A 25,046-nucleotide genomic window follows, 5' to 3' on the forward strand; every position below is an offset into this window, starting at 1 on the left:
AAATCGACAAAATGGACGTCTGACAGGTCATTACCTTACATAAGTGACTTGCGGGCGAAATCCCTCAAACGCAAGCCCAGCAGCAATAACATGCCGAAATAAACCGCAACGCCGGCCACCACAAGGGCGCCCAGACGGAGAAACCGCTCAAGCATATGACCGTGATCCCAGGCGGGCATCAATTGCATCAGCCCCAACAATACGGCGGACATCACCGACACTGCCACCACCAGTTTCAACAGGTACTTAGCCCAACCAGGCTGCGCCACAAACAGTTTTTGCTTACGCAACTGCCAGAACAACAATCCCGCATTGATGCAGGCGCCTACGCTGATGGCCAAAGCGAGACCCGCGTGTTGCAGCGGCACAATAAAAACCAGATTGAGCAATTGAGTAATGATCAGCGTGAACACGGCGATTTTGACCGGGGTGCGGATGTTTTGCTGAGCATAGAACCCAGGCGCTAACACTTTGATCAAAATAAGCCCGAGTAAACCAACGGAATAGGCAACCAGTGCGCGCTGGGTCATCGACGCATCGAATGCGCTGAACTGACCGTACTGAAACAGCGAGACCGTCAGCGGCTCGGCCAGAATGGCCAGTGCCAGCGAGCACGGCAGCACCAGCACAAAACACAGGCGCAAGCCCCAGTCGAGGATCCGTGAGTATTCCTGACGGTCTTTGCTGGCATAGGTTTTGGACAGGGTGGGCAGCAGGATCGTGCCCAGCGCGACACCCAACACCCCCGATGGCAGCTCCATCAAGCGGTCGGCGTAATACATCCAGGACACGGAGCCTGCCACCAGAAATGACGCAAAAATAGTGTTGATGATCAGCGAAATCTGGCTGACCGACACCCCGAGAATGGCCGGCAGCATCTGCTTCATGACCCGCCACACACCGGTGTCGCGCAGATTGAGCCGTGGCAGTACCAACATGCCGATTTTTTTCAGGTGCGGCAGCTGGAACAAAAGCTGGGCCAAACCGCCCACCAATACTGCCCAGCCCAACGCCATGACGGGCGGATCGAAGTACGGCGTCAAAAACAGAGCAAAAATAATCATGCTCACGTTTAGCAGCGTCGGTACAAACGCGGGCACCGAAAAACGGTTCCAGGTGTTGAGAATCGCCCCGGCCAACGATGACAGCGAGATCAGCAATATGTAAGGAAACGTGACCCGCAACATGCTGGAGGTCAGTTCGAATTTCTCTGGTGATGTGGCAAACCCGGGCGCTGTTGCCCAAATAACCCAGGGCGCGGCCAACATACCCAGCACGGTGACAATGGCCAGCACCAACGTCAGTAAACCGGCCACATAGGCCACAAAGGTGCGCGTGGCTTCTTCGCCTTGCTGGCTTTTGTATTCCGCCAAAATGGGCACGAAGGCTTGAGAAAAAGCCCCCTCGGCGAAGATTCTGCGCAGCAGATTGGGTAGTTTAAAGGCAATAAAGAACGCATCCGTGGCCATTCCAGCACCAAATGTGCGGGCAACGATGGTGTCCCGAATAAAGCCCAAAACCCTTGAAATCATTGTGATAGAGCTGACGGCTGCTAGCGATTTGAGCAAATTCATTGAAAGAGTTTTTGCCTATAGAGAAAGAGCAGGCGAACAAAGCGTCCACTTATGCGATACTGCGCGCCGCAACAGCACAGAGCCAAGCTCGCGAGTTTACAGGTCAAGCGCCGGAAATAAATCTCCCGTCTCCCTCGATCCACCACTCAGCGGATCGTATCAATCGCCCTTGACAAGAGTTGTCGTCATCGGCATGATTCGCGGCCTATTTTGTTTGTTATTTCCCAAAAGTCTTTCGAGGAGCTCGACGGTGGCCAACACACCTTCCGCCAAAAAACGTGCAAAACAGGCTGAGAAGCGTCGCAGCCACAACGCCAGCCTGCGTTCCATGGTTCGTACCTACATCAAGAATGTAGTTAAAGCCATCGACGCAAAAGACGCTGCTAAAGCGCAAGCTGCTTATGTTCTGGCTGTTCCTGTTATCGACCGTATGGCCGATAAAGGCATCATCCACAAGAACAAAGCTGCTCGCCATAAGAGCCGCCTGAATGGCCACGTCAAGGCGTTGAACCTTGCGACTGCCGCTTAAGCGATAAGCTTTTTAAAAAACCGACCTTAGGGTCGGTTTTTTATTGCCTGAAAATTGATCTCGATCCTGTAGTCGCTGAGGAGTGCAGCGAGACTGCGATCGGCGGCAAAGCCGTCGTAAACCATCAGGTTGCGACCATCGAGACTGAAGGCGCGCGCTGAATTTGCGACCGCTTCGCGCTCGAACGCAGCCTCGCTGCGCTCCTCAGCGACTACAAAACAGGGAGAAGCAGGCAATAAAAAGCCGCGAGAGACGCGGCTTTTTATTTAAGAGCACTAGCCTTGTGGCCACGGCAGAATCGGAATGGCCGTCACGGCGTTTTGCGGACTACCTTCGATCAAGCGGTCGCTGTACACCAGATACACCAGAGTATTGCGCTTCTTGTCGAGGAATCGAACAACCTGCATGGTTTTGAACACCAGCGACGTTCGCTCCTTGAACACCTCTTCGCCGTCTTTAAGCTCACCCTTGAAGCTGATCGCACCGGTCTGGCGACAAGCAATAGACGCCTCGGCACGATCCTCAGCCAAGCCCAAACCGCCTTTCATACCGCCCGTCTTGGCGCGCGAGAGGTAACAGGTCACGCCTTCAACCTTGGGGTCATCGAATGCTTCGACCACGATACGGTCATTAGGCCCGACAAATTTGAAGACCGTCGACACCGAGCCAATTTCTTCCGCGGATGCCATGAGCGGCATCGCCAACATCAACCCCAATAAACCGCCAATCAAACGCATGCCATACCTCGATATCAAACCAGAATCAGGTTATCGCGATGAACCAGCTCTGGCTCCGCCATATACCCCAGCACACCGACAATCGCATCCGACGGCAGCCCAATAATTTTTTGCGCTTCCGGTGCACTGTAGTTAGCCAATCCACGAGCAATCTCTCGCCCGTCGGCCGCCACGCAGACCACCATTTCGCCTCGCCGAAAACCGCCCTGCACCGCCTTCACACCCACCGGCAACAAACTTTTATTACCTTTGGACAAAGCAGCGACAGCACCGTCATCCAGCACCAGTGTGCCGCGCGTCTGCAAATGCCCGGCCAGCCACTGCTTGCGTGCAGCCAGCAGGCCGCGCTCAGGGGAAAGCAAGGTACCGAGACGCTCGCCAGCCTTGAGCCGATCCAGCACCCGCTCCAGCCGCCCCCCGACAATAATGGTGTGCGCCCCCGAGCGCGCAGCCAGACGCGCAGCTCGCAACTTGGTCTGCATTCCACCACGACCTAGCGCACCGCCTGTACCGCCCGCCACCGCATCAAGTGCAGGGTCGTCGGCACGCGCCTCGTAGATCATTTTTGCGTCTGGATTATTGCGCGGGTCCGCATCAAACATGCCGTCGCGATCCGTCAAAATAACCAGCAGATCTGCCTCCACCAGATTGGCAACCAGCGCGGCCAACGTGTCGTTATCGCCAAAACGAATCTCGTCGGTAACGACCGTGTCATTTTCATTGATGACCGGGATCACACCCAACTCAACCAGCGCCCGCAAGGTGCTTCGCGCGTTCAGATAGCGCTTGCGGTCAGACAAGTCATCATGGGTCAGCAGAATTTGTGCGGTGTGGCGGGAGTGCTCGGCAAAGCTCGACTCCCAGGCCTGCACCAAACCCATCTGGCCAATGGCAGCAGCAGCCTGCAACTCATGCATGGCACTCGGTCGTACCGTCCAGCCCAAGCGACTCATACCGGCCGCCACCGCACCGGACGAAACCAGCACCAACTCCACACCCGCTTCGTGCAGGGCGACCATTTGCTCGACCCAAACACCCATTGCTGCGCGATCGAGACCCTTGCCATCTGCCGTCAGTAATGCGCTGCCGATCTTCACGACCCAACGTTGCGCACCCGTCACCTTGCTCCGCATCATCACTCAACCTATGCCTGAGAGCAGCGCGACCGAGCGCCGCCCATGGAATTATTTTGACCTCTGTACCACAGATGCTAAAACGCCGCTCAATTGAGCGGCGCTGTAGTTTACTGCAACAAATCAGTCGCGGACGTAAATGATTTCTGGACCATCTTCGTCATCAACATCTTCTTCATCCCAGTCATCATCACCGATGTCGTGAACGCTCTTCACGCCGCTGCGACGCAGGGCACGCTTATCGTCCAGCGCTTGCAGCTGAGCACGCGCCTCGTCTTCGATACGCTGATCAAGATCCGCCAACTCAGCCTTGTAGGCCGGATCATTGGCCAGACGATCAGCACGATCTTCCAGGTAACGCATGATGTCGTGGCACAGCTTTTCAGTACCGATCTTGGCAATTGCCGAAATCACGTACACCGGGCCAGTCCACTCAAGACGATCAACCACTTCTTTAACGCGAGCGTCGTGTTCTTCTTGCGGCAAGGAATCGCACTTGTTCAGCACCAGCCAGCGATCGCGCTCAGCCAACGACGGGCTGAACTTGGTCAGCTCGTTAACGATGACTTCAGCGGTATCGGCAGCACTTTCAGTGCCTTCAACCGGCGCCATGTCGACGAGGTGCAACAGCAGACGGGTACGCGCCAAGTGCTTAAGGAAGCGAATCCCCAGACCCGCGCCGTCGGAAGCACCTTCAATCAGCCCCGGAATATCGGCGATAACAAAGCTCTTCCAGCGATCAACGCTGACTACACCCAGGTTTGGCACCAGAGTGGTGAACGGATAATCCGCCACTTTTGGCTTGGCCGCAGACACCGAGCGAATGAAGGTACTCTTGCCGGCATTCGGCAAGCCCAGCAAACCGACGTCAGCCAGTACTTTCAATTCCAGCTTCAGGTCACGCTGCTCACCCGGCTTGCCCGGCGTGGTTTGACGCGGAGCGCGGTTGGTACTGGACTTGAATCGGGTGTTACCCAGACCGTGCCAACCACCGTGCACCACCATCAAACGCTGACCGGCCTTGGTCAGGTCACCGATGACTTCTTGAGTGCCCGCATCGATCACCGTCGTACCGACCGGAACACGCAGCTCCAGGTCTTCACCTTTACGCCCGGTGCAATCCGCGCTACCGCCGTTCGAGCCACGCTGAGCATCAAAGTGGCGGGTGTAACGGTAGTCAACCAAGGTGTTCAGGTTTTCGTCGGCGACCATATAGATCGAGCCGCCATCACCACCATCACCACCGTTAGGACCACCGTTTTCGATGAATTTCTCGCGACGAAAACTCATGCAACCGTTGCCACCGTCGCCTGCTTTTACTTTGATCGATACTTCATCAACAAACTTCATAACAAAACACGCCTCTCGTCATCAGGACGAGCCGATTAAAACCAAGACATAAGACTCTTGCAAAAATGAGCGCAGCGACCTCAATCAACGACCGTTAAATCCAGCGCCAGCAGCCCATACAAACAGTTTTGCAAGAGACTCACCCCACAAACGAAAAAGCCCCGTCGCAAGACAGGGCTCTTCCAGCTACCAAGCTATTACGCTGCGACGACTGCTGTCTTCGGAACGATGCTTACATAGCGACGACCGAAGGCGCCTTTAACCTGGAACTTGATCACGCCTTCCACTTTCGCGAACAGGGTGTGATCTTTGCCCATACCAACGCCGTAGCCAGCGTGGAATTGGGTGCCGCGCTGACGCACGATGATGTTGCCCGGAATGATAGCCTGGCCGCCATACATCTTCACGCCAAGGCGTTTGGCTTCTGAGTCGCGACCGTTACGGGTACTACCACCAGCTTTTTTGTGTGCCATGAGTCAATTCTCCTAGTGAGGAATTAGGCTGAAATTAAGCCTGAATACCGGTGATTTTGATCTCGGTGTACCACTGGCGGTGGCCCATACGCTTCATGTGGTGCTTACGACGACGGAACTTGATGATGCGGACTTTATCGTGACGACCTTGGGAGATCACTTCAGCCACAACAGTGGCGCCAGGTACAACTGGAGCGCCGATATTTACGTCGTCGCCATTGGCAACCAACAGAACGCGATCAAAAGTTACGGATTCGCCGGTAGCGATTTCCAGTTTTTCGATCTTCAGGTATTCACCTGGAGCTACTTTGTACTGCTTGCCACCAGTAACGATTACTGCGTACGACATGGTATTTCTCCGATAATCCTGCTCACCCAGCGCTTTATAGGTAAAGGTATTGGCTGGCATGGCTGCATGGGGCTGGAACGGCCCAGATGCAATTGCGTAAGGCAGGTGCTGCCCAGGAAGTTCAGGGTGCGCGATTGTACGCAAGGCAGGTCTGGCTTGCAAGGGGCCGTCCATCCGCCTTGACACGCCCAGCCCCCCGACCTAGCATGCCGCGCAACCCTTCTGGAGCACCTGTCGCTGATGCAACCCCAAGCTTTCTACCGCGCGGTGGCGGACGATTTTAGCGCCGTCGACGGCATCATCAAGAAGCAGCTGACTTCACGCGTACCGCTGGTCTCAAAAATCGGCGACTACATTACTTCGGCCGGCGGCAAGCGTCTGCGTCCTTTATTAGTGTTGCTGTGTGGCAAGGCCCTGGGTCGCGAAGGCGATGACTTGCGTCTGCTGGCTGCCACCATTGAGTTCCTGCACACCGCTACCCTGCTTCACGACGACGTTGTGGACATGTCCGGCATGCGCCGTGGCCGCAAAACGGCCAATGCTACCTGGGGCAATGCACCCAGCGTACTGGTCGGCGACTTTCTGTACTCACGCTCCTTCGAAATGATGGTTGAGCTGGGCTCGATGCCAGTGATGAAAATCCTGTCTCAAGCCACCCGTATCATTGCCGAAGGCGAAGTGCTGCAACTGTCCAAGGTACGTGACGCCAGCACGACCGAAGAAATTTACATGGAAGTCATCCGCGGCAAAACCGCGATGCTCTTCGAGGCCTCGACCCACAGCGCCGCTGCGCTGGCCGGTGCAACACCAGAGCAATGCGAAGCCTTGCGCACCTTTGGCGATCATTTGGGCGTAGCGTTTCAATTGGTGGACGATTTGCTCGACTACCGTGGCGACGCCGAAGCGTTGGGCAAGAACGTCGGTGACGATCTGGCTGAAGGCAAACCCACACTGCCGCTGATCTACACCATGCGCGAAGGCACGCCCGAACAGGCTGCCCTGGTTCGCAAAGCCATCCAGAAAGGTGGCATTGAAGACCTTGAAAGCATTCGCGAGGCCGTTGAAGCCTCTGGTTCTCTGGACTACACCGCCCAATTGGCTCGCGACTTCGTTGCTCGCGCCATTGTGTGCCTCGAAGCCCTGCCGCCAAGCGAATACCGCGATGCGCTGGTTGAGCTGAGCGAGTTTGCGGTCGCGCGTACGCACTGACCCTCACCCCAACCCTCTCCCGGAGGGAGAGGGAGCTGATTAGCGGTGTTAGTCCCCTCTCCCTCTGGGAGAGGGCTTTCGCCTTCCCCGCTAAAACCCTATACAATGCGCGTCTTTTAGCCAGCCTGATTCTTAAGGAGCTTTAGTGAGCACGTTGCCACCCTGCCCAAAATGCAATTCCGAATACACCTACGAAGACGGCGCACAGCTGATCTGCCCGGAATGCGCCCACGAGTGGTCTGCCAGCGGCGACGCTGAAACAGCCGATGACGTGAAAGTCTACAAAGACTCCGCAGGCACTGTGCTGACCGACGGCGACACCATCACCGTGATCAAGGACCTGAAAATCAAAGGCACTTCGTTGGTGGTCAAGGTCGGCACCAAGGTCAAGAACATCCGCCTGTGCGACGGCGACCACGACATCGACTGCAAAATCGACGGCATCGGCCCGATGAAACTCAAGTCTGAGTTCGTGCGTAAAGTCTGATTCTGCTGCATGCCTTTCTGCGCCCGGCGCAGAAAGGTGCTCCGCCCTCTTCGCCCCGCAACATCAAAAAGCCAGCAACTTTGATCCGCAGCAGTTGTAACGCACAAAGATCAGAAATCTGCCAATAGGCACTTGCTATTAATTGAATAGGAATTATTCTCATTGGTATTAACCAAGGAGATGACGACCATGACGTATTTGATTGATGCCTGGCTGGACCGCCCACATCCGTACCTGCGAATCCTGCATCGGGAAACCGGAGAAGTCTGTGCGGTACTGGAAGAAGAAGCGCTGAACGAACTTCAGGATCAAGGTGATCTTGATTTCAATGGCCTCAACTCAAGCGAGCCAGGGGTGCTCAAAGAGTTGGTACGTAATTTATTTCTGTTTTGCTACGCCCGGGCATTGCGCCCTGCCGGCGTGAGCGAGACGCACGAGCATCACGCCAAGATCGAAATATGAAACGCCCGGTGTAGCTGCGGGTTTGCCAGCAAGCCCGCAGCCAACGTTAAAAAGCCGGGTTCTTACAGAACTTCCAGCAGCTCAACGTCGAATACCAGCACGCTGTGCGGAGCAATGCTGCCAACGCCTTGAGCGCCGTAAGCCAGTTCGCTCGGCACGTAGATGCGCCATTTGCTGCCGGCGTTCATCAGTTGCAGGGCTTCGGTCCAGCCCGCAATCACGCCACCCACCGGAAACTCGGCTGGCTGACCACGATCGTAGGAGCTGTCAAACACAGTGCCGTCGATCAGGGTGCCGTGGTAGTGAACACGCACGGTGTCTTCACGGGATGGCTTGGCGCCTTCGCCCGTTGTCACGACTTCAAATTGCAGACCCGAAGCCAGTGTAGTGATGCCGTCTTTCTTGGCGTTTTCAGCCAGGAAAGCCTTGCCTTCGCCAGCCGCGGCTTCTGCCTTGGCTGCTGCTTCTGCTTGCATGATCTCGCGGATCACTTTGAAGCTGGCCGACATTTCTTCCTGACCTACACGGCTTTCCTTGCCTGCGAAAGCGTCAGTCAGACCAGCCAAAATGGCGTCCAGGCTTACGCCAGGTGGTGGGTTGTCGCGCAGCTGGTCACCCAGTTGACGGCCAATGCCGTAGCTAACGCGGGTTTCGTCGGTCGACAGATTTACTTCGGACATAACACTGCTCCGCTGTGGGGCGCTTAAGAAAACCTGTTTTTCAACAGGCACTTTCCGGGCGCCAGGATCCAAAAAAGGGCGAGCAGACTATCACAGCCCCTAAAGCCATCGAAGTCCGGGTTCTTGTACGACGCGTTTCAACACGGATTAATGCTTGGTCAGCTTGTCGAGATAACCCATCGCAAAGGCTGATACCACAAAAGTCATGTGAATGATCACGTACCACATCAGGTACTGAGGCTCGATATTGCGCGCGTCCATAAACACCCGCAGCAGGTGGATCGAGGAAATGGCCACAATTGACGCAGCGACTTTCATCTTCAGCGACGTTGAGTCCATCGTGCCCAGCCAGCTGAGCTTTTCCTTGTGCTCATCGATGTCCAGCTGCGAGACAAAGTTCTCATAGCCTGAAATCATCACCATCACCAGCAAACCGCCCACCAGTGCCATGTCGATCAACGACAGGATGACCAGGATCAAGTCCGACTCAGATAATGCAAACACGTTGGGAATGACGTGAAACACTTCCTGAAAGAACTTCAATGCCAAAGCCAACAAGCCCAGAGACAGGCCAAAGTAAATCGGCGCCAGAATCCAGCGGGAGGCGTACATTGCGTTTTCGATAAAGCGTTCCATTGAATCTCACAGGGTATTAAAAAATGGGCGCGAGTATATCAGTGACAAAAGCACAGAGATAAAGCCTTCGAAACAGCCTGTAAAAACATTTTCTGCTAGTGTCCATCCCTTCGGCATCGTTACGCACAGGAACTGAACAATGGATCTGCGATTCCCCTTGGGTTGTCTCGGGCTTTCAATAGCGCTGCTCATCACGGGCGGTTGTTCGCCAGACGACAAACCTAAGCAGGCCAGCCTGGAAGACAGAAACGCAGCGTTCGAAAAGACCCTCGACTCGATCAAGGATCAACAGCTCAAAGACGCTGTTGCAGACCTTGGCGGCTCGCTGCTGCTGCTGGAACGCGCGCGCATCAAGCTGCAGGACAAGCCCGTCGAAACCGAATACGGCAACGACGACCTGGCGTTGCTCAAGCATTACCCCGACAGCCAGGCGCTGAGCGACACCTATATCAATGGGCTGTTTGTGCTGCGCAAAAACTCCAGCTCTGATTACTTGACCGATCTGGAGCCTGTCTTTCCGTTCCCAGCCAATAGCAATGCCGAGTTCCCGTTTCCCCATGCGCTGGAATGGCAATCCGTGACCCTGAGCAATAAACAAGAGGTGCCCTTCCAGCCTGAATGGTCTGAAACTGACCCCGGCATCCAGCTCAGTCCTTCCAGTGCCAATTTGAGCAATCCTGACGACCTCACCATCACCTACCCCTACGTCGACGGGATCGAAACTGCGAACGCGCAACAGCCGCAACCCCTGATGTTGCACGGTAAAGTCGAGGTGATCGCACCCGGTCAAGTGGTGAACTTCAACCTGACGCGAGATGACGTGGGTAAAACCCGCACCGACGGTACGATCAGTGTGACCCTGCTGTCGTTGGATAAAAATGTTGCTGAAGTCGACATCATCAACAGTGCGCCGCTGGCCGCTGAAGTCCGCGACACTGCGCTTAACCCTCTGATCATTCAGGCCCGCGACCATACCGGGCAATTTCTGTCACGCGCCGGTTCCATCAATGAAAACGCCGAGCAACTGGCGTTTTATCAACAGCAACTGGCCGAAATGCTCAAGCAAACTGCGTGGAGCGACGCCTTTGGCCAACAGTTGGATGACGAGCAAAAAGCCTTTGAGGCCGAACACCCGCATCACTACAGCAAGGTGTATTTCAACGGCACAGTCGAAAATCTGGATATCAGCGTGCTCGACTTCTCCACCGCCAACGTCACACGCAAAACCATTGACTTACCAGTACGCAAACTCGACAAGACAGTGGTGAGCAAAGACATCCAAACGCTGCCGCTATCCGTGGTGGTGTATGACGATCAGGCCGCCAGCTACCTGAAGGGTTCGGCACTTGAGCCGGAGCAACTGATCAAGAGTGTGGTCATCAGTCAATCGGTGGAAGATGCCAGCGCAGCGACGATTGAGTTCAGCCACCCGCCGACATTCAATGACGAATTGCTGGGCGTACTGCCAGACACCTCTGAGGCACCTGTCACCTTCTTCGCTGAGGATGAGCACGGCCAGCGTAGCGAGCCGCTGGAACTGCCTGTCGAGGCGTTTGATGTCGACCCGCATACAGGCGTTATCACCTATGACCTCAACCTGTTCCCCGAAACACCGGCTTATGCGGTGGGTTCGATGCCACTGTTTATCGCCTCCATCGACAAACACACCTTGAATACCGCACAGTTGCCCAAAGGCCTCGAGCTCAAAGGCAATGCACTGGTTGTTGATCAAAAGCTGTTTCCAGCCGATACCTGGCGCTTTTACGCCAAGGACGATACCGGCAACTATTTGAAAGAAGTACTGGCCGTCAGCCACAGCACTGAAGCGGATGGCCCCGCATTATTTGACGTGCATTACTTTTATGGGCAACCGACCCGGATAGAGAGCTACAGCCGCACTGATCTGAACCCGGTCGAATACGGGTTTGAAGTCAAACTCGTCAAAGTGCCGGATATTACAGCGCCGCACTAACTGAACGCGTGAGCACGCTTACCATTGATCTCGCGCAACTGGGCCTGCACATGCAGACACCAGATTTGCGGATCATTGGCCACTTGATAGCCATGCAGTGTCAGGCTTTCGACGATGGACTCAAGGGTCGATTCAGCCGCGAACGGGCCGGGAAAAGGGCCTTGGGCTTTGATCGTGGTCGGTTGCTCGCCTGCCAAGCCTGCGGCAAAGAGCAGCGTCCACATCCCGGTATTGCCTGCCAGCGGGCGAACGCTGCATTCAATGCGGGTCACCAGGCCAAAGCATTGGCGTGTAAGGCAAAGGTTGCGCGACATGGCGGCGACCCTCGGTAGATCCTGTATCAGCCGCTCAAAACGGGCTGCATCATTCCGCTGACTACAGTGGAGGTCCTTGAGGTGAGCATAGAAGAAATATTTGACAGGCGGGGGTGTTGTGACAAACGGAGGGAAGGTGAGCCTGTGACCCTCACCCTAGCCCTCTCCCAGAGGGAGAGGGAACTGACCGCACGCGAATTTGAAAACACCACACATCAAGCCCCCTCTCCCTCCGGGAGAGGGTTGGGGTGAGGGGCTTTCAAGCTGGCTTTTTGGTTGCCGCCAAGGTTTCGGCAATCAGCTCTTTCTCGGCCTCTTTGAGGTCCTCATCGCTGATCATCTCGGCAATCACCCGCAAACGCTCCACCACACGGGCATTGACGCTGCCTTCAGGGAATTGCCCCTCGGCATCGGGCTCACCCGCAGGCTCACCCACCAGCAGACTCAACGCCTCATCCGCCTGACGCACCGCATAAACGTGGAATTTACCCTCGCGTACGGCCTGCAGCACCTTTTCATCCAGCATCAACGTCGCTACGTTGGCTTGCGGGATGATCGCGCCCTGCTCCCCCGTCAGGCCGCGTGCTTCACAGAGTCGGAAGAAGCCTTCGATTTTCTCGTTAACCCCGCCCACCGCCTGAACTTCACCAAACTGGTTGATCGAGCCGGTAATTGCAAAACACTGTTTGAGGGGCGTTTTCGAGAGCGCCGAGATCAGCGTGCAAGCTTCCCCCAGTGACGCACTGTCTCCATCGACGTAGCCGTAGGATTGTTCCAACGCAATACTCGCCGAGATCGCCAGCGGGAACTCCTGTGCATAACGACTGCCCAGATACCCGGTCAGAATCATCACGCCTTTGGAGTGAATCGGCTGCCCAAGGTTGACCTCGCGCTCAATGTCGACAATGCCGCTGCCGCCCGGATATACCGTGGCGGAAATGCGCGCTGGCACGCCAAACGCCGAATCGCCCACCTCCAGTACGGTCAAGCCATTGCACTTGCCGACCGCAGCGCCATCGGTGTCGATCAGAATGATCCCGGCCAGCATGTCATCGAGAATCCGCGCAGACACACGCCCGGTGCGCGTGGCTTTGGCTTTCAGCGCACGCTCGATATGCCCCGCATCCGTCATTTCATCGTTGGCCAAGTGACGGATGAAATCCGCCTCGCTGACCAGCTGAAACAAATCGCCAATACGGGCTGACAAACGCCCCTGATGCTCGGCCAGACGGGCACTGTAGGTGGCCAGTCGCGCCACGGCATCGGCCGTCAGCGGCGCCATGCCTTCTTCGGAGGTGCGCGTGGTCAACAGCTGAGCGAACTGCTCAAGGCTCTCGTCAACCATCGGAATGTCTTCATCGAAGTCCACCAGCACCCGGAACATCTCCTGGAAGTCCGGATCAAGGTCTTGCAGCGTGTAATACAACTGGCGCGCACCAATGATGATGACTTTGACCTGCAAAGGAATAACCTGCGGGCTCAGAGTAATGGTGGCCAGACGCCCCATCTCACCCAGCGGCGATTCCATTTTCAGCTTGCGCGATTGCAGGGCACGCTTGAGCGCGTCCCATACAAAGGGCTCGCTCAGCATCTTCTCGGCTTCAAGAATCAAAAAGCCGCCATTGGCACGGTGCAGCGCACCCGGACGCAGTTGCCGGTAGGTGGTGTACAGCGCACCTTGGTCGGTGCTGTATTCAATACGGCCAAACAGGTTGTCGTAGGTCGGGTGCGGCTCAAACACCACCGGCGCACCGCCGCTCATGGGCTGACCGACCACCAGACTCGGCAGGTATTGCTCCTCAAGCAATTTGCGCGCTTGAGCATCGGTTTTGCTGTCATCGACCAGTTGCTCAACCACTGTTTTAAGCAGGTACACCTGCATCGCCTGCAAATAACCGCACACGGCCGCGTTTTCCGCGTACTTCTGCGACAAAGGTGCCAACAAGGGTTGCAACGCCAGCGTGATGGTTTCTTCGTTCAACTGGCGCAGTTGATTGTTCGACTCACGCTTCCACTGCGGCAAGCTGGCCAGTTCTTCGTTGAGACGCTCTTCAAGCGCGGAAATATCCTCGTGGAATCGTTCACGCTCTTCTTCGGGCAACTGTGAAAATTCGGCCTCATCCAGCGCCTTGCCGTCACTCATCGGGGTAAATGCAACGTTGCTGCTGTCGCGATACAGCGCCACGCCTTTTTCCAGCGCCAGGCGCTCGATCACATCCAGCGCACGGTCGTAGCGCTGGTTGAAACCACGATCAATAGCGCTTTTGCGTTGTTGATACGTTGGGTGCTCAAACACCGCCGGAAACGTCGCCAGCAAATTGTCGATCAAGCCATTGATGTCACTGATAAACGAACCGGCAGTGCTCGCAGGCAGCTCCAGAGCCCGGGGTTCGCGCTCGTCATCAAAATTATTGACGTACACCCAGTCGCTGGGCGATTTGAGCCGCTTGCCTTCAGCTTTGAGGTAGCGCTTAACGAACGAAAAGCGCCCGGTGCCGGGCTCGCCCATGACAAACACGTTGTAACCGGGGCGTGGCATGGCCACGCCAAACTGCAACGCTTCGACCGCACGCTCCTGGCCGAGAATGCCGCGAAAGGGCTCCAAATCATTGGTGGTCGAGAAGCTGAACTGTTCAGCGGAGAACGGACGGGTTAGCGCGTCAGGCGCTAGACGCAAGCTGGCAGCAACAGAATCAGGCATCGGGCTTCCTTACATCGGGCGGGGCAGATGTAGGCATTCTGGCGCTGGCTGTGTATCACTGGCAAGGCACACAACGCGGGAAATCTTACCCCCCCGTATTTACGGGCCTGAAAAGGGCTCAAACCACGATTGTTTTACAAAAAGTCACGGAACCTGCTGATCGTGCCTAGACTCCTATGTGTTACGCGGCTGGATTGATAACTGGCCCGTACTGGCGCTACAGGGCCAGACACCCTTGTCCATTGGTTGCATACACATAGAGATCACAGCTTATGAAACGGATTCTTCTCGGTACTCTCTTTACGGTTGTTTCCCTCAATGCCATGGCGCAAGCACCCGGTGGCCCGAACTGCGGTTGGGGCAACATGTTGTTTGAAGGTCAGCGTGGCACTCCTGCCCACTTCCTGGCCTCCACCACCAACGGCACCTCGGGTAACGCCACCTTCGGTATGACCTCCGGTACCAATGGTTGCACCACCAAAGACGCCCTGACCTACGGCGGCAAATCGTGGATTGCCATGAATGGCATGATGAACGAGCTGTCCGAAGACATGGCCAAAGGCAATGGCGAAGCACTGACCACCTACGCGGTGGTGCTGGGTGTCGCCCCTGAAGACCGCGAGCATTTCGCCGCTGTCACGCACGAACACTTCCAGCAAATCTTCAGCAAAGCTGACGTCACCGCAGAAGATATTCACAACAACACACTGGCCGTGCTGAAAAGCGACGCACGCCTGTCCAAGTACGCAACGGCTGCGTAAATGAGTCCTGCCCGCTCCCTCGGGAGCGGGTATTCTCCTGCTTAACCCCTCTTCGTCTGACAACAGTTGCCGAACATGCTCAAACGCCTTGCCTATCTGGCGCTCTGTGCCTGCGCCCCGCTGTATGCCTCTCCCCAGCTTGATAATCAACGTGTGCAACAACTGGCCAATGATCCGTTCTGGATCTCATTGGGCCACTACGAAGCTGGCAAGCTAGGCGGCTGGCGCAGCTATGTCAGCGAGGACAAATTCTTTCTCGCCCCTGACGGTGCTCATCACCCGGATGCGGAACTGCGCGCCACCGTGGAGGCGCTGTATGCGCCCCTGAGCCTGGGCGACAAACATCCGCAGTGCGTCTACCCGGCGCGTACCCGTTGGCTCAAAGCTCAACTGAACCTGACCGACCTGCCCAAGGCCGATTGCGCAGAGTTCACTCAATGGTTCAAAGACGTGGCGCCGCACAGCACGGTGATGATTTTCCCAGCCGCCTACCTGAACAGCCCATCCTCCATGTTTGGTCATACCTTATTGCGTATCGACCAAGCGGATGTGCAGAGCAACAAGACCGCGCTGCTGAGTTATGCGATCAACTTTGGCGCTTACATTGAAGGCTCTGACAATAGCATTTTGTATGCCTGGAAAGGCTTGGCCGGCGGTTATCCCGGCCTGTTCGCACTGGTCTCCTATCAAGAAAAGCTGTCGGAATACCGCAGCCTGGAAAACCGTGACCTGTGGGAATATCGAATTAACCTGACACCTGAAGAAACCCAACGCATGGTCGAGCATGTGTGGGAGCTTAAACAGGTTCAGTTCGACTACTTTTTCTTTGACGAAAACTGCTCATATCGCCTGCTTGAACTGCTGCAAGTGGCCCGCCCCGGTCTGCAACTGACCACCCAATTTCCATTGACTGCGATTCCGACTGACACGGTGAAAGCCGTCAAGGAAGCTGGACTGGTGGAAAGCATTGAATACCGCCCTTCCCGAGAACGCGAGTTACTGGACAGGGCCAAGGTGCTTGATCCCGAAGAACAGCAATGGGTCTTGCAGGTCAGCGCGGATCAAGCCCAGTTGCAGAATCCGGCCTTCAAAGCGCTGCCCAAAGAACGTCAGGCGTTGATTATTGACGCGGCATATCGCCTTGAACGCTATCGAGCCAACGGCCTTGAACGTGACACGGGGCGTTCGCAGCGCAGCTTTGAACTGCTGCGGGCGATCAACCAAAACCCCGCGCCTGAACTTGAAGTTGAAAAACCCGAACTGCCGGAAAACGGCCACGAGTCGCGCACCTGGCAGTTAGGCGCAGGTAGCCGTGACGACAAATCCTTTGCCGAGTACGGCTTGCGCATGGCCTACCACGACTTGAACGACAACGCGCCGGGTTTCCCGCTGGGAGCGCAGATTGAAATCCTGCAACTCAAGTTACGTCAGTACGAAGGCAATAAATGGCAAGTCCAGCAGCTGGATCTGGCCAATATTCGCTCCTTGACGCCGCGTAACGAGCTACTCAAGCCGTGGTCATGGCAAGTCGGCGGCGGGCTTGAGCGGGTACTGGGCAAGCATGGCGATGAAAATCTGGTGAGTCATGTCAACGGCGGCGCGGGCGGCACCTGGCAATTGAGTGAAAACATGCTCGGCTTTGCGCTGGGCACCGTACGGGTGGAACACAACAATGACTTCGCCGCCTTTGTATCGCCCGCCGCAGGCTTTAATACCGGCGTGCTGTGGCGTAATCCCGTGGGTAATCTGAGCCTTGAGGCCAAGGGTGACTATTTCGCCAATGGCGAAATCCGTCGCAGTCTTAGCCTGAATCAGCAATGGGAAGTGTCTCGCAACCTGGGTGTGCGGTTGAGCGCGCAGCGTGAGTTCAGCAAGCTGACCTCTCCCGTCAACGAAGTGATGCTGGAAGTGAAGTGGTATCACTATTGAAAGAGCATCTAACCATGGCTGGAAAATGCGGTTTCACCATGCAGGGGTCTTGATCGACGCCCTACAGGGTCTAAAGCACCGCTAATTAAAGTTGAGAGATGTTTTTTTCCGCCAAAGTCAGCAATACACACAGAACCAGAATTTGTGCCGCTGCGCCAAGCGTTTCGATATCAAGATAGGAGGGAGCCAATCGGATATTACTGTCATATGGATCGATTCCGCCGGGGTAAGTAGCCCCGGCAGGGGTCAATGCCAACCCCGCGACCAATGCCAGTTCGACTACTCGGGTGGCGCATCCTTCGGGTAAATTCAGGCTCACGAAGTAACCGCCCTTGGGCCGAGTCCAGGTCACCGACTCAACACCTGAAAACCCAGCGGACAACTCGTCTTCCAGCCTCTTGAACTTCGGCTCAAGCAGAACTCTGTGCTTACGCATATGCGCAACTACACCCTGGCGGTCACCAAAAAAAAGTAAATGCCGCAACTGGTTAGTTTTGTCAGGGCCAATCGTTCGGCTTTTACGATGGCGTAAAAACCACTCGATATTGGCAGGTGAAGCACCAAAAAAAGCTAACCCGGCGCTGGGCAATACAATTTTCGAAGTTGAGGCAAATATAAATACCCGGTTCGCATACCCCGCCGCTTCACACAACTGTGCAATTGGCTGATTGGAAACTTCGTCGTCAGTTAAATGATGCACGGCATAAGCATTGTCCCAGAACAAAACAAAATCTGACGCGGCGGTTGGCAGACTCGCCAGCCTCCGCACCGTGTCGGGGCTGTAGGTAGAGCCGCAGGGGTTATTGTATTTGGGTACACACCACATACCTTTTATAGAAGGGTCGGCGAGCACGAGCCTTTCTACGATATCCATATCAGGGCCAGTATCGAGCATTGGTACGGGTACCATTTCTATCTGATAGGCATCACATATTGCGAAATGTCGGTCGTAACCTGGCACAGGGCACAGAAATTTAGGAGTTGCTACTTGGCTCCATGGTTCATTTTGGCACGGCACTCCATACCTGAATGCATAACCCAACGCCTCATACATTAGAGCTAGGCTGGAGTTTTCAGCGATAACAACTTGATCCGTCGGCAGTCCCAACAGAGTCTCTGAAAATAGAGCCCTGACTTCCGGTAAGCCTTGCAGACAACCATAGTTACGCCAGTCCACACCATTACGCGAAATAAAGCTAGCCCTCCCAGGCAGAAACAGAAAATCAGTTGCCAACGCTAACTGCTCAGACGAAGGTAAACCGCGAGTCATGTTGATAGAAAAGGGGTTCACAAGGGTGCGGGCATAACAGGCTTCAAGTTCAACACGTGTTAAATCGCCGGGTGAGCACTTAACGTCAGTAAATATAGTCATATTTTTATACGCTCAACGAAAACGAAATTTAAAACGGCTCCGTGCTTACAGCACATACAACGCCCCGGTGTATATCGACACACAACAGATCAAGGATTTAAAAACACTGCGTGTCCAGGCCGCCACAGTAAAAGCCAGTACCATAATTAATAACTTGACGAGGCGATCACCTTCAAAGTGCCCTGACCAATAGTTAAATAGAGCATCGCCAAAGGCGATCGTATAAATAATGCCACCCATTACAGCACAGGCGGCATAGCTCAAGAATTGATAAAAACTCCCTTGCCCATTGATTTTAAATCGACGAAATATGAGCACCGGCAAAAAACGCAACGCATAAGATAATGCCGCTGCTACTGCAATCAATGTCCAGTTACTCATGGGCGATTACTCTTGAGCTTATCCATTGCTAAAAACAGGGCACCCAATACTAAAGGCACTACAAACACTTGGTAAGCGCCCAGTCCTGCGCCTGCTAAAGGAGTGGCTACAAACCCTGCTATCGTCGCCAGTACAGGTCGCCACTTAGGCCATGACATGGCCGCCAACGCGGTAAAGTGTATCGGGAGTATCATACTTATCACACTTATTATCATGGGATTCAAGTCCGTGCGCATAACATACCCGACACCTGTAAAAATAACCGCCACGGACAAACTGCTAATACCACATCCCAGATAGTAACGATAACTGTCCAACACTTTATCTTTGCGTGCGCTGGCTAATGTAAAGGTGGACACTGACAAGAGCTGAACGGAAAGTATCATTTTCATCAGCGATACCGACTTGAACTGCTCACACAACACTGACGACATAATCATAAAACGGAAATTAACTAACAGTGTAACTGCCACTAATGCCCACAGCCCTGCGTCCCCACCTGACTGGCCGATAAAAACTTGCAATGGTGCAGCATGAACCAACACCGTCATCATGACGGACTCAAAGAACGAAAAACCTGCTGACGCCAACAGCACGCCAATTGAGAAGAACATAAAGACAAAAGCAATACAGACAGGCGCTGAGTCAATGCATCCCTGTACGAAATCGTCTCTATCACGGCCGCGATTTTTATTGAACAATGCAAACACTTGAAATACCTGAGATATGAATCGTTAAATATTTATCTCAAACCCATCGCAGAGAGACAGTCCTCTTCAGTATCAGACGCCAAACGGGAGAGTATTACGTTTCGCATCCTAGGCGGTTTAGATAGGCCATGCTTTCTGACAGCACACTGCCTCGCGTTTCAAAACCCACCAAGCCTTGCCATTTATGTTTCTTTATACAGGACACAAGACCCGAGTAATCCAACGTACCTTTCCCCAATGGGAAGTGCGAATCACGTTCGCCCTTATTATCGCTAAAGGACATGCCTACCATAGAACCGTGTAACCGCTCGAAAACCTTGACTGGATCTCCGTCATTCACATGCGCATGTGACACATCAAAGAAAAATTTTAGTCCCGGCACGCTTTCAAGGACTTCTGCATATTCGTCTTCCGTCACACACACATAATAAAACGGGTGGAACCGCGTGTAATTACTCAAGTTCTCCAGCCATATCTCCACGTTTTGTTGACGGGCGTATTCAACCAGCTCAGCCACGTTCTTGATCAACATCGACAACCCACTGCGCCGGGCTTCAATAACACGACGAGGCTCAACTATGCCGCCGCCATGGACAATGACGGGCGCACCACCTATTGCAGCGCTTAAATCCACTTCGCGTTTTATATACTCTAACGCCGCACGCCCCAACTCCGGAACGTCACTGCCTAGAGGGGCCTTAAAATTACCGTGATAAATCGGTTTTACACCGACCTTTGCAATCGTCTCATTGAGCGTGCCAATACGCTGGCTATTCCAGTCACCGGGCCGTTCCCCAGGCAAACTTCCATCTATGTACCAATGACTGTAGCCTTGCTCAGCCGCCTTCAGAATGCCGTCTTCAGCTTTCAAATAATCTTGTTGCGCTGCCGCACTTATATATGACGGCCAAGGCACTTGGCCCGCATGCTTAATGACATCCACTGTTCAACTCTCCATTTTTATATATTCAACACTAACTTGCGCCCCGTAGCCAGGGCGAAACTCGCCATCAACCACCCGCTTTATTTAGCGCACGCAAAAAAACTTATCACTAAAATCCGCAAACACTAAGCACACAGCCACCATAAACGATCACTCTCAAAAATAACCAACATCAAATAATACAAAATATGAGTGCACTTCATGTGCCCTTAAATCTCACTGCGCATTAACGGCCGGCCAGCTTGACACTTAAAAGCCACTTACCTACTTAAGAAAACTTTCACACGTTTCTCTAATAACAACCCTACAAACAATACCAAGTTATCCAGCCCTCGCACACAAAAGTCACACAGCGCTATTGCCCCTAGATCGCCTGATATTTCGGTAATTTATTATTCTGAACCCTTGCGTCCGCACGGGCTCATATAACTACTACCTATTTACAAGGAAGACCAATCATGAGTCGTGCTTTTGTAAATGAAGACAACGCTGCCGATCAGGCCAACACGCCCATCGAGCGCCACATCAGCGACCAGCCCAACCGGGTGACCGCCGAGGGGCTTGCCCTCCTGCAGTCCAAAGTCAGCGAGTTACAGCGCCAGCACAGTGAAGAATCTGCGCGCGGCGAGCAGGTCGATAAACAGCGAATAGCCGAGCTTGAACGCGACTTGCGCTACTTTATTCAACGCGTGAAAACAGCCCAGGTTGTACCACCTGCCACATCAACGCAGGAGGTGCAGATTGGCAGTTGGGTGACGTTTGCCGATGAACACGGCGTTGAGCAGAGGGTACAACTGGTCGGCGAAGATCAGGCCGATGCTGCACATGGCCTCATCAATTGGGGCTCACCGCTGGGCCGCGCATTGTTGGGCGCGCAGTTGGGCGATGAGGTGCTGTGGGTTCGACCTGCTGGTAACCTGCAGGTCGAAATCATCAGGATTGAACCGGCTTAAACCACACCCTGTGCCAGCATGGCGTCAGCCACTTTGACGAAACCGGCAATGTTGGCGCCTTTAACGTAGTTGATGCGACCGTTCTCTTCACCGTAGTGCACACACGCATGGTGAATGGACTGCATGATGTTGTGCAACTTGCTGTCCACCTCGCCCGCCGTCCACAGCAAACGCATGGCGTTCTGCGACATTTCCAGGCCGCTCACGGCCACACCACCAGCATTCGAAGCCTTGCCCGGCGCAAACAACGTACCCGCTTCAATAAACAGATCGACGGCCTCAAGGGTGGTCGGCATGTTCGCGCCTTCAGCCACGCACACGCAGCCATTGCGCAGCAACGTACGTGCCGCATCAGCATCGAGTTCGTTCTGGGTCGCGCAAGGCAGGGCAATGTCGCACGCCAGGTTCCACGGGTGCTGGTCGGCCAGAAACTCCAGACCAAACTGTGTCGCCAATTCGCTGATACGGCCGCGCTTGACGTTTTTGAGCGCCATCAGTGCTTCCCACTGTTCTTCGCTTAAACCCGCTTCGCAGTACAGCGTGCCTTCAGAGTCAGACAGCGAAATCACTTTGCCGCCCAGATCCATCACTTTGCGTGCCGCGTACTGCGCCACGTTACCGGAACCGGAGATTGCAACCCGCTTGCCGTCAATTCGCTGACCGCTGCGTTTGAGCATTTCCTGAGCGAAGTACACACAGCCAAAACCGGTGGCTTCCGGACGAATCAAACTGCCACCGTAGCTCATGCCTTTGCCGGTCAGCACCGAGGTAAATTGATTACTCAGACGCTTGTATTGGCCGAACATAAAGCCGATTTCCCGTGCGCCGACACCGATATCGCCCGCAGGGACATCCACATCCGAACCAATATGACGATACAGCTCGCTCATAAACGCCTGACAGAAGCGCATGACTTCTGCGTCGCTTTTGCCTTTAGGGTTGAAGTCCGAGCCACCCTTGCCGCCACCCATGGGCAACGAGGTCAGGGAGTTTTTGAAGGTCTGTTCAAAGGCCAGAAACTTCAGCACACCCAAGTTGACCGACGGGTGGAAGCGCAACCCGCCTTTATACGGGCCAATGGCGCTGTTCATCTGAATACGGAAACCGCGGTTGACCCGCACTTTGCCTTCGTCATCCACCCACGAGACACGGAACACAATGGCGCGCTCAGGTTCACAGATGCGTTCAAGAATGCCTGAGGTCAGGTAGTGCGGGTTGGCTTCAAGAAAAGGCCAAAGGCTGCGCAGTACTTCTTCCACAGCCTGGTGGAATTCTGGTTGGTCCGGGTCACGTTTTTTCAGGCGGGCAAGGAAGTGGTCGACGGATTCGATCATGGAAAAGTCTCGGCAAATTTGTTGTCGTTAGAAGGCGATTGGCCAGAACTTTATCAATTCATGTCGCACCGCGACAGCGCAAAATGTCGCAGTTCTGAATTTAAATGGTGCTTTTATATAAATAGAGCTGATTTTATGGAGTTTTGCGCACTAAAAAAGGGATTGTTGTACCCAGTTTTGCACCATCGAAACCCAATTCGTAGCAGCTGCCGAAGGCTGCGTCCGATTGCGAAGCGATCGCAAGGTTCGTATCCGCATACTCACAGAAACACTGCCTTTACGACGGCTTCGCCGCCGGAGGCAGCCTTCGGCAGCTGCTACGAAATGAGGTCAGTGCCCCCAACAAAAAACGGCGCCCGAAGGCGCCGTCTTGTGTTGCAACCGCCCTTACTGGGCCAGTTTTTTGTGACGCACACGGTGCGGCAAGGTGGCCGCTTCGCCAAGGCGCTTTTTACGGTCCGCTTCGTACTCGGTGTAGTTGCCTTCAAAGAAGATCGCTTGGGAATCGTCTTCGTACGCCAGGATGTGAGTCGCGACGCGGTCAAGGAACCACCGATCGTGAGAGATCACAATGGCGGCGCCCGGGAAGTCCAGCAGCGCTTCTTCCAGCGAACGCAAGGTCTCAACGTCAAGGTCGTTGGACGGTTCGTCGAGCAGCAACACGTTGGCGCCCTCTTTCAAGGTCAGGGCCAGGTGCAAGCGACCACGCTCACCACCGGACAGGTCCTTGACGAACTTCTGCTGATCGCCGCCTTTGAAGTTGAAACGACCCACATAGGTACGCGACGGAATTTCATAGTTGCCGATGCGGATCACATCAGAACCATCGGAAATAGCCTGGAATACCGTTTTGCTGCCATCCAGGTCGTCACGGCTCTGGTCTACACAGGCCAGTTGCACGGTGTCGCCGATTTCAATGCTGCCCGAATCCGGCTGTTCTTTGCCCATCAGCATGCGGAACAGGGTCGATTTACCGGCACCGTTACCGCCGATCACGCCAACGATGGCGCCTTTAGGCATGGCGAACGACAGGTTGTCGATCAGCACGCGATCGCCGTAACCCTTGGAGACGTTTTTGAACTCGATAACCTTGTCACCCAGGCGCGGGCCGGCCGGGATGTAGATTTCGTTGGTCTCGCTGCGTTTCTGGAATTCCTGCGATTGCAGTTCTTCGAAACGTTGCAGACGTGCCTTGGATTTGGACTGCCGCGCTTTCGCGCCTTTACGAACCCATTCCAGCTCGTCTTTCATGGCCTTTTCATGGGCCGATTGCTGCTTGGATTCGGCAGCCAGACGGTCGGACTTGGCTTCAAGCCAACCCGAGTAGTTGCCTTCGTAAGGAATGCCCGCACCGCGGTCAAGTTCCAGAATCCAGCCCGCCACGTTGTCCAGGAAGTAACGGTCGTGCGTAATCGCAACCACGGTACCCGGGAAGTCGTGCAGGAAGTGCTCCAGCCAGGCCACCGAATCAGCGTCCAGGTGGTTGGTCGGTTCGTCGAGCAGCAGCATGTCCGGGGCCGACAGCAGCAGGCGGCACAGAGCCACACGGCGCTTCTCGCCACCCGACAGGTGCTCGACCTTGGCATCCCAAGCCGGCAAGCGCAGCGCATCGGCTGCGACTTCCAACTGGCGCTCAAGGTTGTGACCGTCGCTCGCTTGCAGGATGGCTTCGAGCTTGGCCTGTTCAGCGGCCAGCTTGTCGAAGTCGGCATCCGGGTCTGCGTACTCGGCATACACCTGATCCAGACGCGCCTGGGCGTCCTTGATCACGCTAACGGCTTCTTCGACCACTTCGCGAACGGTTTTGCTTGGATCCAGTTGCGGTTCTTGTGGCAGATAGCCTATGTTCAGATCCGGCATTGGACGGGCTTCACCGTCAAACTCGGTGTCAACGCCAGCCATGATTTTCAACAGGGTGGATTTACCCGAACCGTTCAGACCGAGTACGCCGATCTTGGCGCCCGGAAAAAACGACAGGGAGATGTTTTTCAGTATTTCCCGCTTCGGCGGAACAACTTTGCTCAGCCGATGCATGGTGAAAACGTATTGGGCCATGG

General features: G+C 54.8%; 24 protein-coding genes. 8 read left to right on the forward strand and 16 right to left on the reverse strand.

Annotation, left to right across the window (positions count from 1 at the left end; translation table 11 throughout):
• Positions 1–35: 35 nt before the first annotated feature.
• Positions 36–1,574: a murein biosynthesis integral membrane protein MurJ gene (murJ, locus tag GHN86_RS18320; protein WP_153387081.1), complete on the reverse strand. Its 1,539-nt coding sequence runs from the start codon at positions 1,572–1,574 to the stop codon at positions 36–38.
• A 250-nt stretch (positions 1,575–1,824) separates the two neighbouring features.
• Here murJ and rpsT point away from each other — a divergent pair, with 250 nt between their 5' ends.
• Positions 1,825–2,103, forward strand: coding sequence for a 30S ribosomal protein S20 (rpsT, locus tag GHN86_RS18325; RefSeq protein WP_003443902.1), 279 nt, complete (start codon positions 1,825–1,827; stop codon positions 2,101–2,103).
• 275 nt (positions 2,104–2,378) lie between these two features.
• Here rpsT and GHN86_RS18335 read toward each other — a convergent pair whose 3' ends face one another.
• The 5 genes from GHN86_RS18335 to rplU form a co-directional block, all read right to left on the reverse strand.
• Positions 2,379–2,840 (reverse strand): CreA family protein, encoded by a 462-nt coding sequence (locus GHN86_RS18335; RefSeq protein ID WP_153379881.1) that lies wholly within the window; start codon positions 2,838–2,840, stop codon positions 2,379–2,381.
• A 14-nt stretch (positions 2,841–2,854) separates the two neighbouring features.
• Positions 2,855–3,973, reverse strand: a complete 1,119-nt coding sequence (proB, locus tag GHN86_RS18340) for a glutamate 5-kinase (RefSeq protein WP_153379919.1) — start codon at positions 3,971–3,973, stop codon at positions 2,855–2,857.
• A 123-nt stretch (positions 3,974–4,096) separates the two neighbouring features.
• The gene (cgtA, locus tag GHN86_RS18345; RefSeq protein ID WP_153387083.1) at positions 4,097–5,323 is read right to left on the reverse strand and encodes an Obg family GTPase CgtA; all 1,227 of its coding nucleotides are present in this window, start codon (positions 5,321–5,323) and stop codon (positions 4,097–4,099) included.
• Positions 5,324–5,520: 197 nt separating this feature from the next.
• The gene (gene rpmA / locus GHN86_RS18350) at positions 5,521–5,796 is read right to left on the reverse strand and encodes a 50S ribosomal protein L27 (RefSeq protein ID WP_003443913.1); all 276 of its coding nucleotides are present in this window, start codon (positions 5,794–5,796) and stop codon (positions 5,521–5,523) included.
• 34 nt (positions 5,797–5,830) lie between these two features.
• Positions 5,831–6,145, reverse strand: coding sequence for a 50S ribosomal protein L21 (rplU, locus tag GHN86_RS18355; protein ID WP_007901869.1), 315 nt, complete (start codon positions 6,143–6,145; stop codon positions 5,831–5,833).
• A 240-nt stretch (positions 6,146–6,385) separates the two neighbouring features.
• Between rplU and GHN86_RS18360 the strand changes: the two genes are divergently transcribed.
• From GHN86_RS18360 to GHN86_RS18370, 3 genes are all read left to right on the forward strand, one after another.
• Complete coding sequence (locus GHN86_RS18360) at positions 6,386–7,354, forward strand: polyprenyl synthetase family protein (protein ID WP_153379877.1); 969 nt, start codon at positions 6,386–6,388, stop codon at positions 7,352–7,354.
• A gap of 145 nt (positions 7,355–7,499) precedes the next feature.
• Positions 7,500–7,841 (forward strand): zinc ribbon domain-containing protein YjdM, encoded by a 342-nt coding sequence (locus tag GHN86_RS18365; RefSeq protein ID WP_094999352.1) that lies wholly within the window; start codon positions 7,500–7,502, stop codon positions 7,839–7,841.
• A gap of 189 nt (positions 7,842–8,030) precedes the next feature.
• Positions 8,031–8,303, forward strand: a complete 273-nt coding sequence (locus GHN86_RS18370) for a hypothetical protein (RefSeq protein ID WP_153379875.1) — start codon at positions 8,031–8,033, stop codon at positions 8,301–8,303.
• 62 nt (positions 8,304–8,365) lie between these two features.
• On the opposite strand, the gene GHN86_RS18375 is transcribed toward GHN86_RS18370, so the two are convergent.
• Both GHN86_RS18375 and GHN86_RS18380 read right to left on the reverse strand, forming a co-directional pair.
• Positions 8,366–8,983 (reverse strand): FKBP-type peptidyl-prolyl cis-trans isomerase, encoded by a 618-nt coding sequence (locus GHN86_RS18375; RefSeq protein WP_122785850.1) that lies wholly within the window; start codon positions 8,981–8,983, stop codon positions 8,366–8,368.
• A gap of 147 nt (positions 8,984–9,130) precedes the next feature.
• Entirely contained in the window at positions 9,131–9,619 is a 489-nt protein-coding gene (locus GHN86_RS18380) for a TIGR00645 family protein (protein ID WP_153379873.1), read from the reverse strand.
• 139 nt (positions 9,620–9,758) lie between these two features.
• Between GHN86_RS18380 and GHN86_RS18385 the strand changes: the two genes are divergently transcribed.
• Positions 9,759–11,591, forward strand: coding sequence for a hypothetical protein (locus GHN86_RS18385; protein ID WP_153379871.1), 1,833 nt, complete (start codon positions 9,759–9,761; stop codon positions 11,589–11,591).
• Here the strand turns inward: GHN86_RS18385 and GHN86_RS18390 are convergent.
• Positions 11,588–11,905, reverse strand: coding sequence for a hypothetical protein (locus GHN86_RS18390; RefSeq protein ID WP_153379869.1), 318 nt, complete (start codon positions 11,903–11,905; stop codon positions 11,588–11,590). The two genes, GHN86_RS18385 and GHN86_RS18390, sit on opposite strands and share 4 nt — an antisense overlap.
• A 259-nt stretch (positions 11,906–12,164) precedes the next feature.
• Entirely contained in the window at positions 12,165–14,606 is a 2,442-nt protein-coding gene (locus GHN86_RS18395; RefSeq protein WP_153379867.1) for a Lon protease family protein, read from the reverse strand.
• A gap of 272 nt (positions 14,607–14,878) precedes the next feature.
• On the opposite strand from GHN86_RS18395, the gene GHN86_RS18400 reads away from it, so the two are divergent.
• A complete protein-coding gene (locus tag GHN86_RS18400) occupies positions 14,879–15,367 on the forward strand; it encodes a DUF3015 domain-containing protein (protein ID WP_122785855.1) in 489 nt (162 codons plus the stop codon).
• Between the two features lie 75 nt (positions 15,368–15,442).
• Positions 15,443–17,296, forward strand: a complete 1,854-nt coding sequence (locus GHN86_RS18405; protein ID WP_153379865.1) for a DUF4105 domain-containing protein — start codon at positions 15,443–15,445, stop codon at positions 17,294–17,296.
• An 85-nt stretch (positions 17,297–17,381) separates the two neighbouring features.
• On the opposite strand, the gene GHN86_RS18410 is transcribed toward GHN86_RS18405, so the two are convergent.
• The 4 genes from GHN86_RS18410 to GHN86_RS18425 all read right to left on the reverse strand — a co-directional run bounded on the left by GHN86_RS18410 (position 17,382) and on the right by GHN86_RS18425 (position 20,702).
• On the reverse strand, positions 17,382–18,668 hold the full coding sequence (locus GHN86_RS18410) for an aminotransferase class I/II-fold pyridoxal phosphate-dependent enzyme (protein ID WP_153379864.1): 1,287 nt from the start codon (positions 18,666–18,668) through the stop codon (positions 17,382–17,384).
• Between the two features lie 45 nt (positions 18,669–18,713).
• On the reverse strand, positions 18,714–19,049 hold the full coding sequence (locus GHN86_RS18415) for an AzlD domain-containing protein (RefSeq protein WP_153387085.1): 336 nt from the start codon (positions 19,047–19,049) through the stop codon (positions 18,714–18,716).
• The gene (locus GHN86_RS18420; protein ID WP_323369398.1) at positions 19,046–19,759 is read right to left on the reverse strand and encodes an AzlC family ABC transporter permease; all 714 of its coding nucleotides are present in this window, start codon (positions 19,757–19,759) and stop codon (positions 19,046–19,048) included. Before GHN86_RS18420 ends, GHN86_RS18415 begins: the two co-directional genes overlap by 4 nt.
• Before the next feature lie 94 nt (positions 19,760–19,853).
• Complete coding sequence (locus GHN86_RS18425; RefSeq protein WP_323369397.1) at positions 19,854–20,702, reverse strand: sugar phosphate isomerase/epimerase; 849 nt, start codon at positions 20,700–20,702, stop codon at positions 19,854–19,856.
• Positions 20,703–21,160: 458 nt separating this feature from the next.
• Between GHN86_RS18425 and GHN86_RS18430 the strand changes: the two genes are divergently transcribed.
• The gene (locus GHN86_RS18430; protein ID WP_153379860.1) at positions 21,161–21,655 is read left to right on the forward strand and encodes a GreA/GreB family elongation factor; all 495 of its coding nucleotides are present in this window, start codon (positions 21,161–21,163) and stop codon (positions 21,653–21,655) included.
• On the opposite strand, the gene gdhA is transcribed toward GHN86_RS18430, so the two are convergent.
• Entirely contained in the window at positions 21,652–22,989 is a 1,338-nt protein-coding gene (gene gdhA / locus GHN86_RS18435) for an NADP-specific glutamate dehydrogenase (RefSeq protein ID WP_153379858.1), read from the reverse strand. The two genes, GHN86_RS18430 and gdhA, sit on opposite strands and share 4 nt — an antisense overlap.
• A gap of 387 nt (positions 22,990–23,376) precedes the next feature.
• The gene (gene ettA, locus GHN86_RS18440) at positions 23,377–25,044 is read right to left on the reverse strand and encodes an energy-dependent translational throttle protein EttA (protein ID WP_153379856.1); all 1,668 of its coding nucleotides are present in this window, start codon (positions 25,042–25,044) and stop codon (positions 23,377–23,379) included.
• Positions 25,045–25,046 lie beyond the last annotated feature (2 nt).

The organism is Pseudomonas helleri, from assembly GCF_009600315.1.
Lineage (GTDB): Bacteria > Pseudomonadota > Gammaproteobacteria > Pseudomonadales > Pseudomonadaceae > Aquipseudomonas > Aquipseudomonas helleri_A.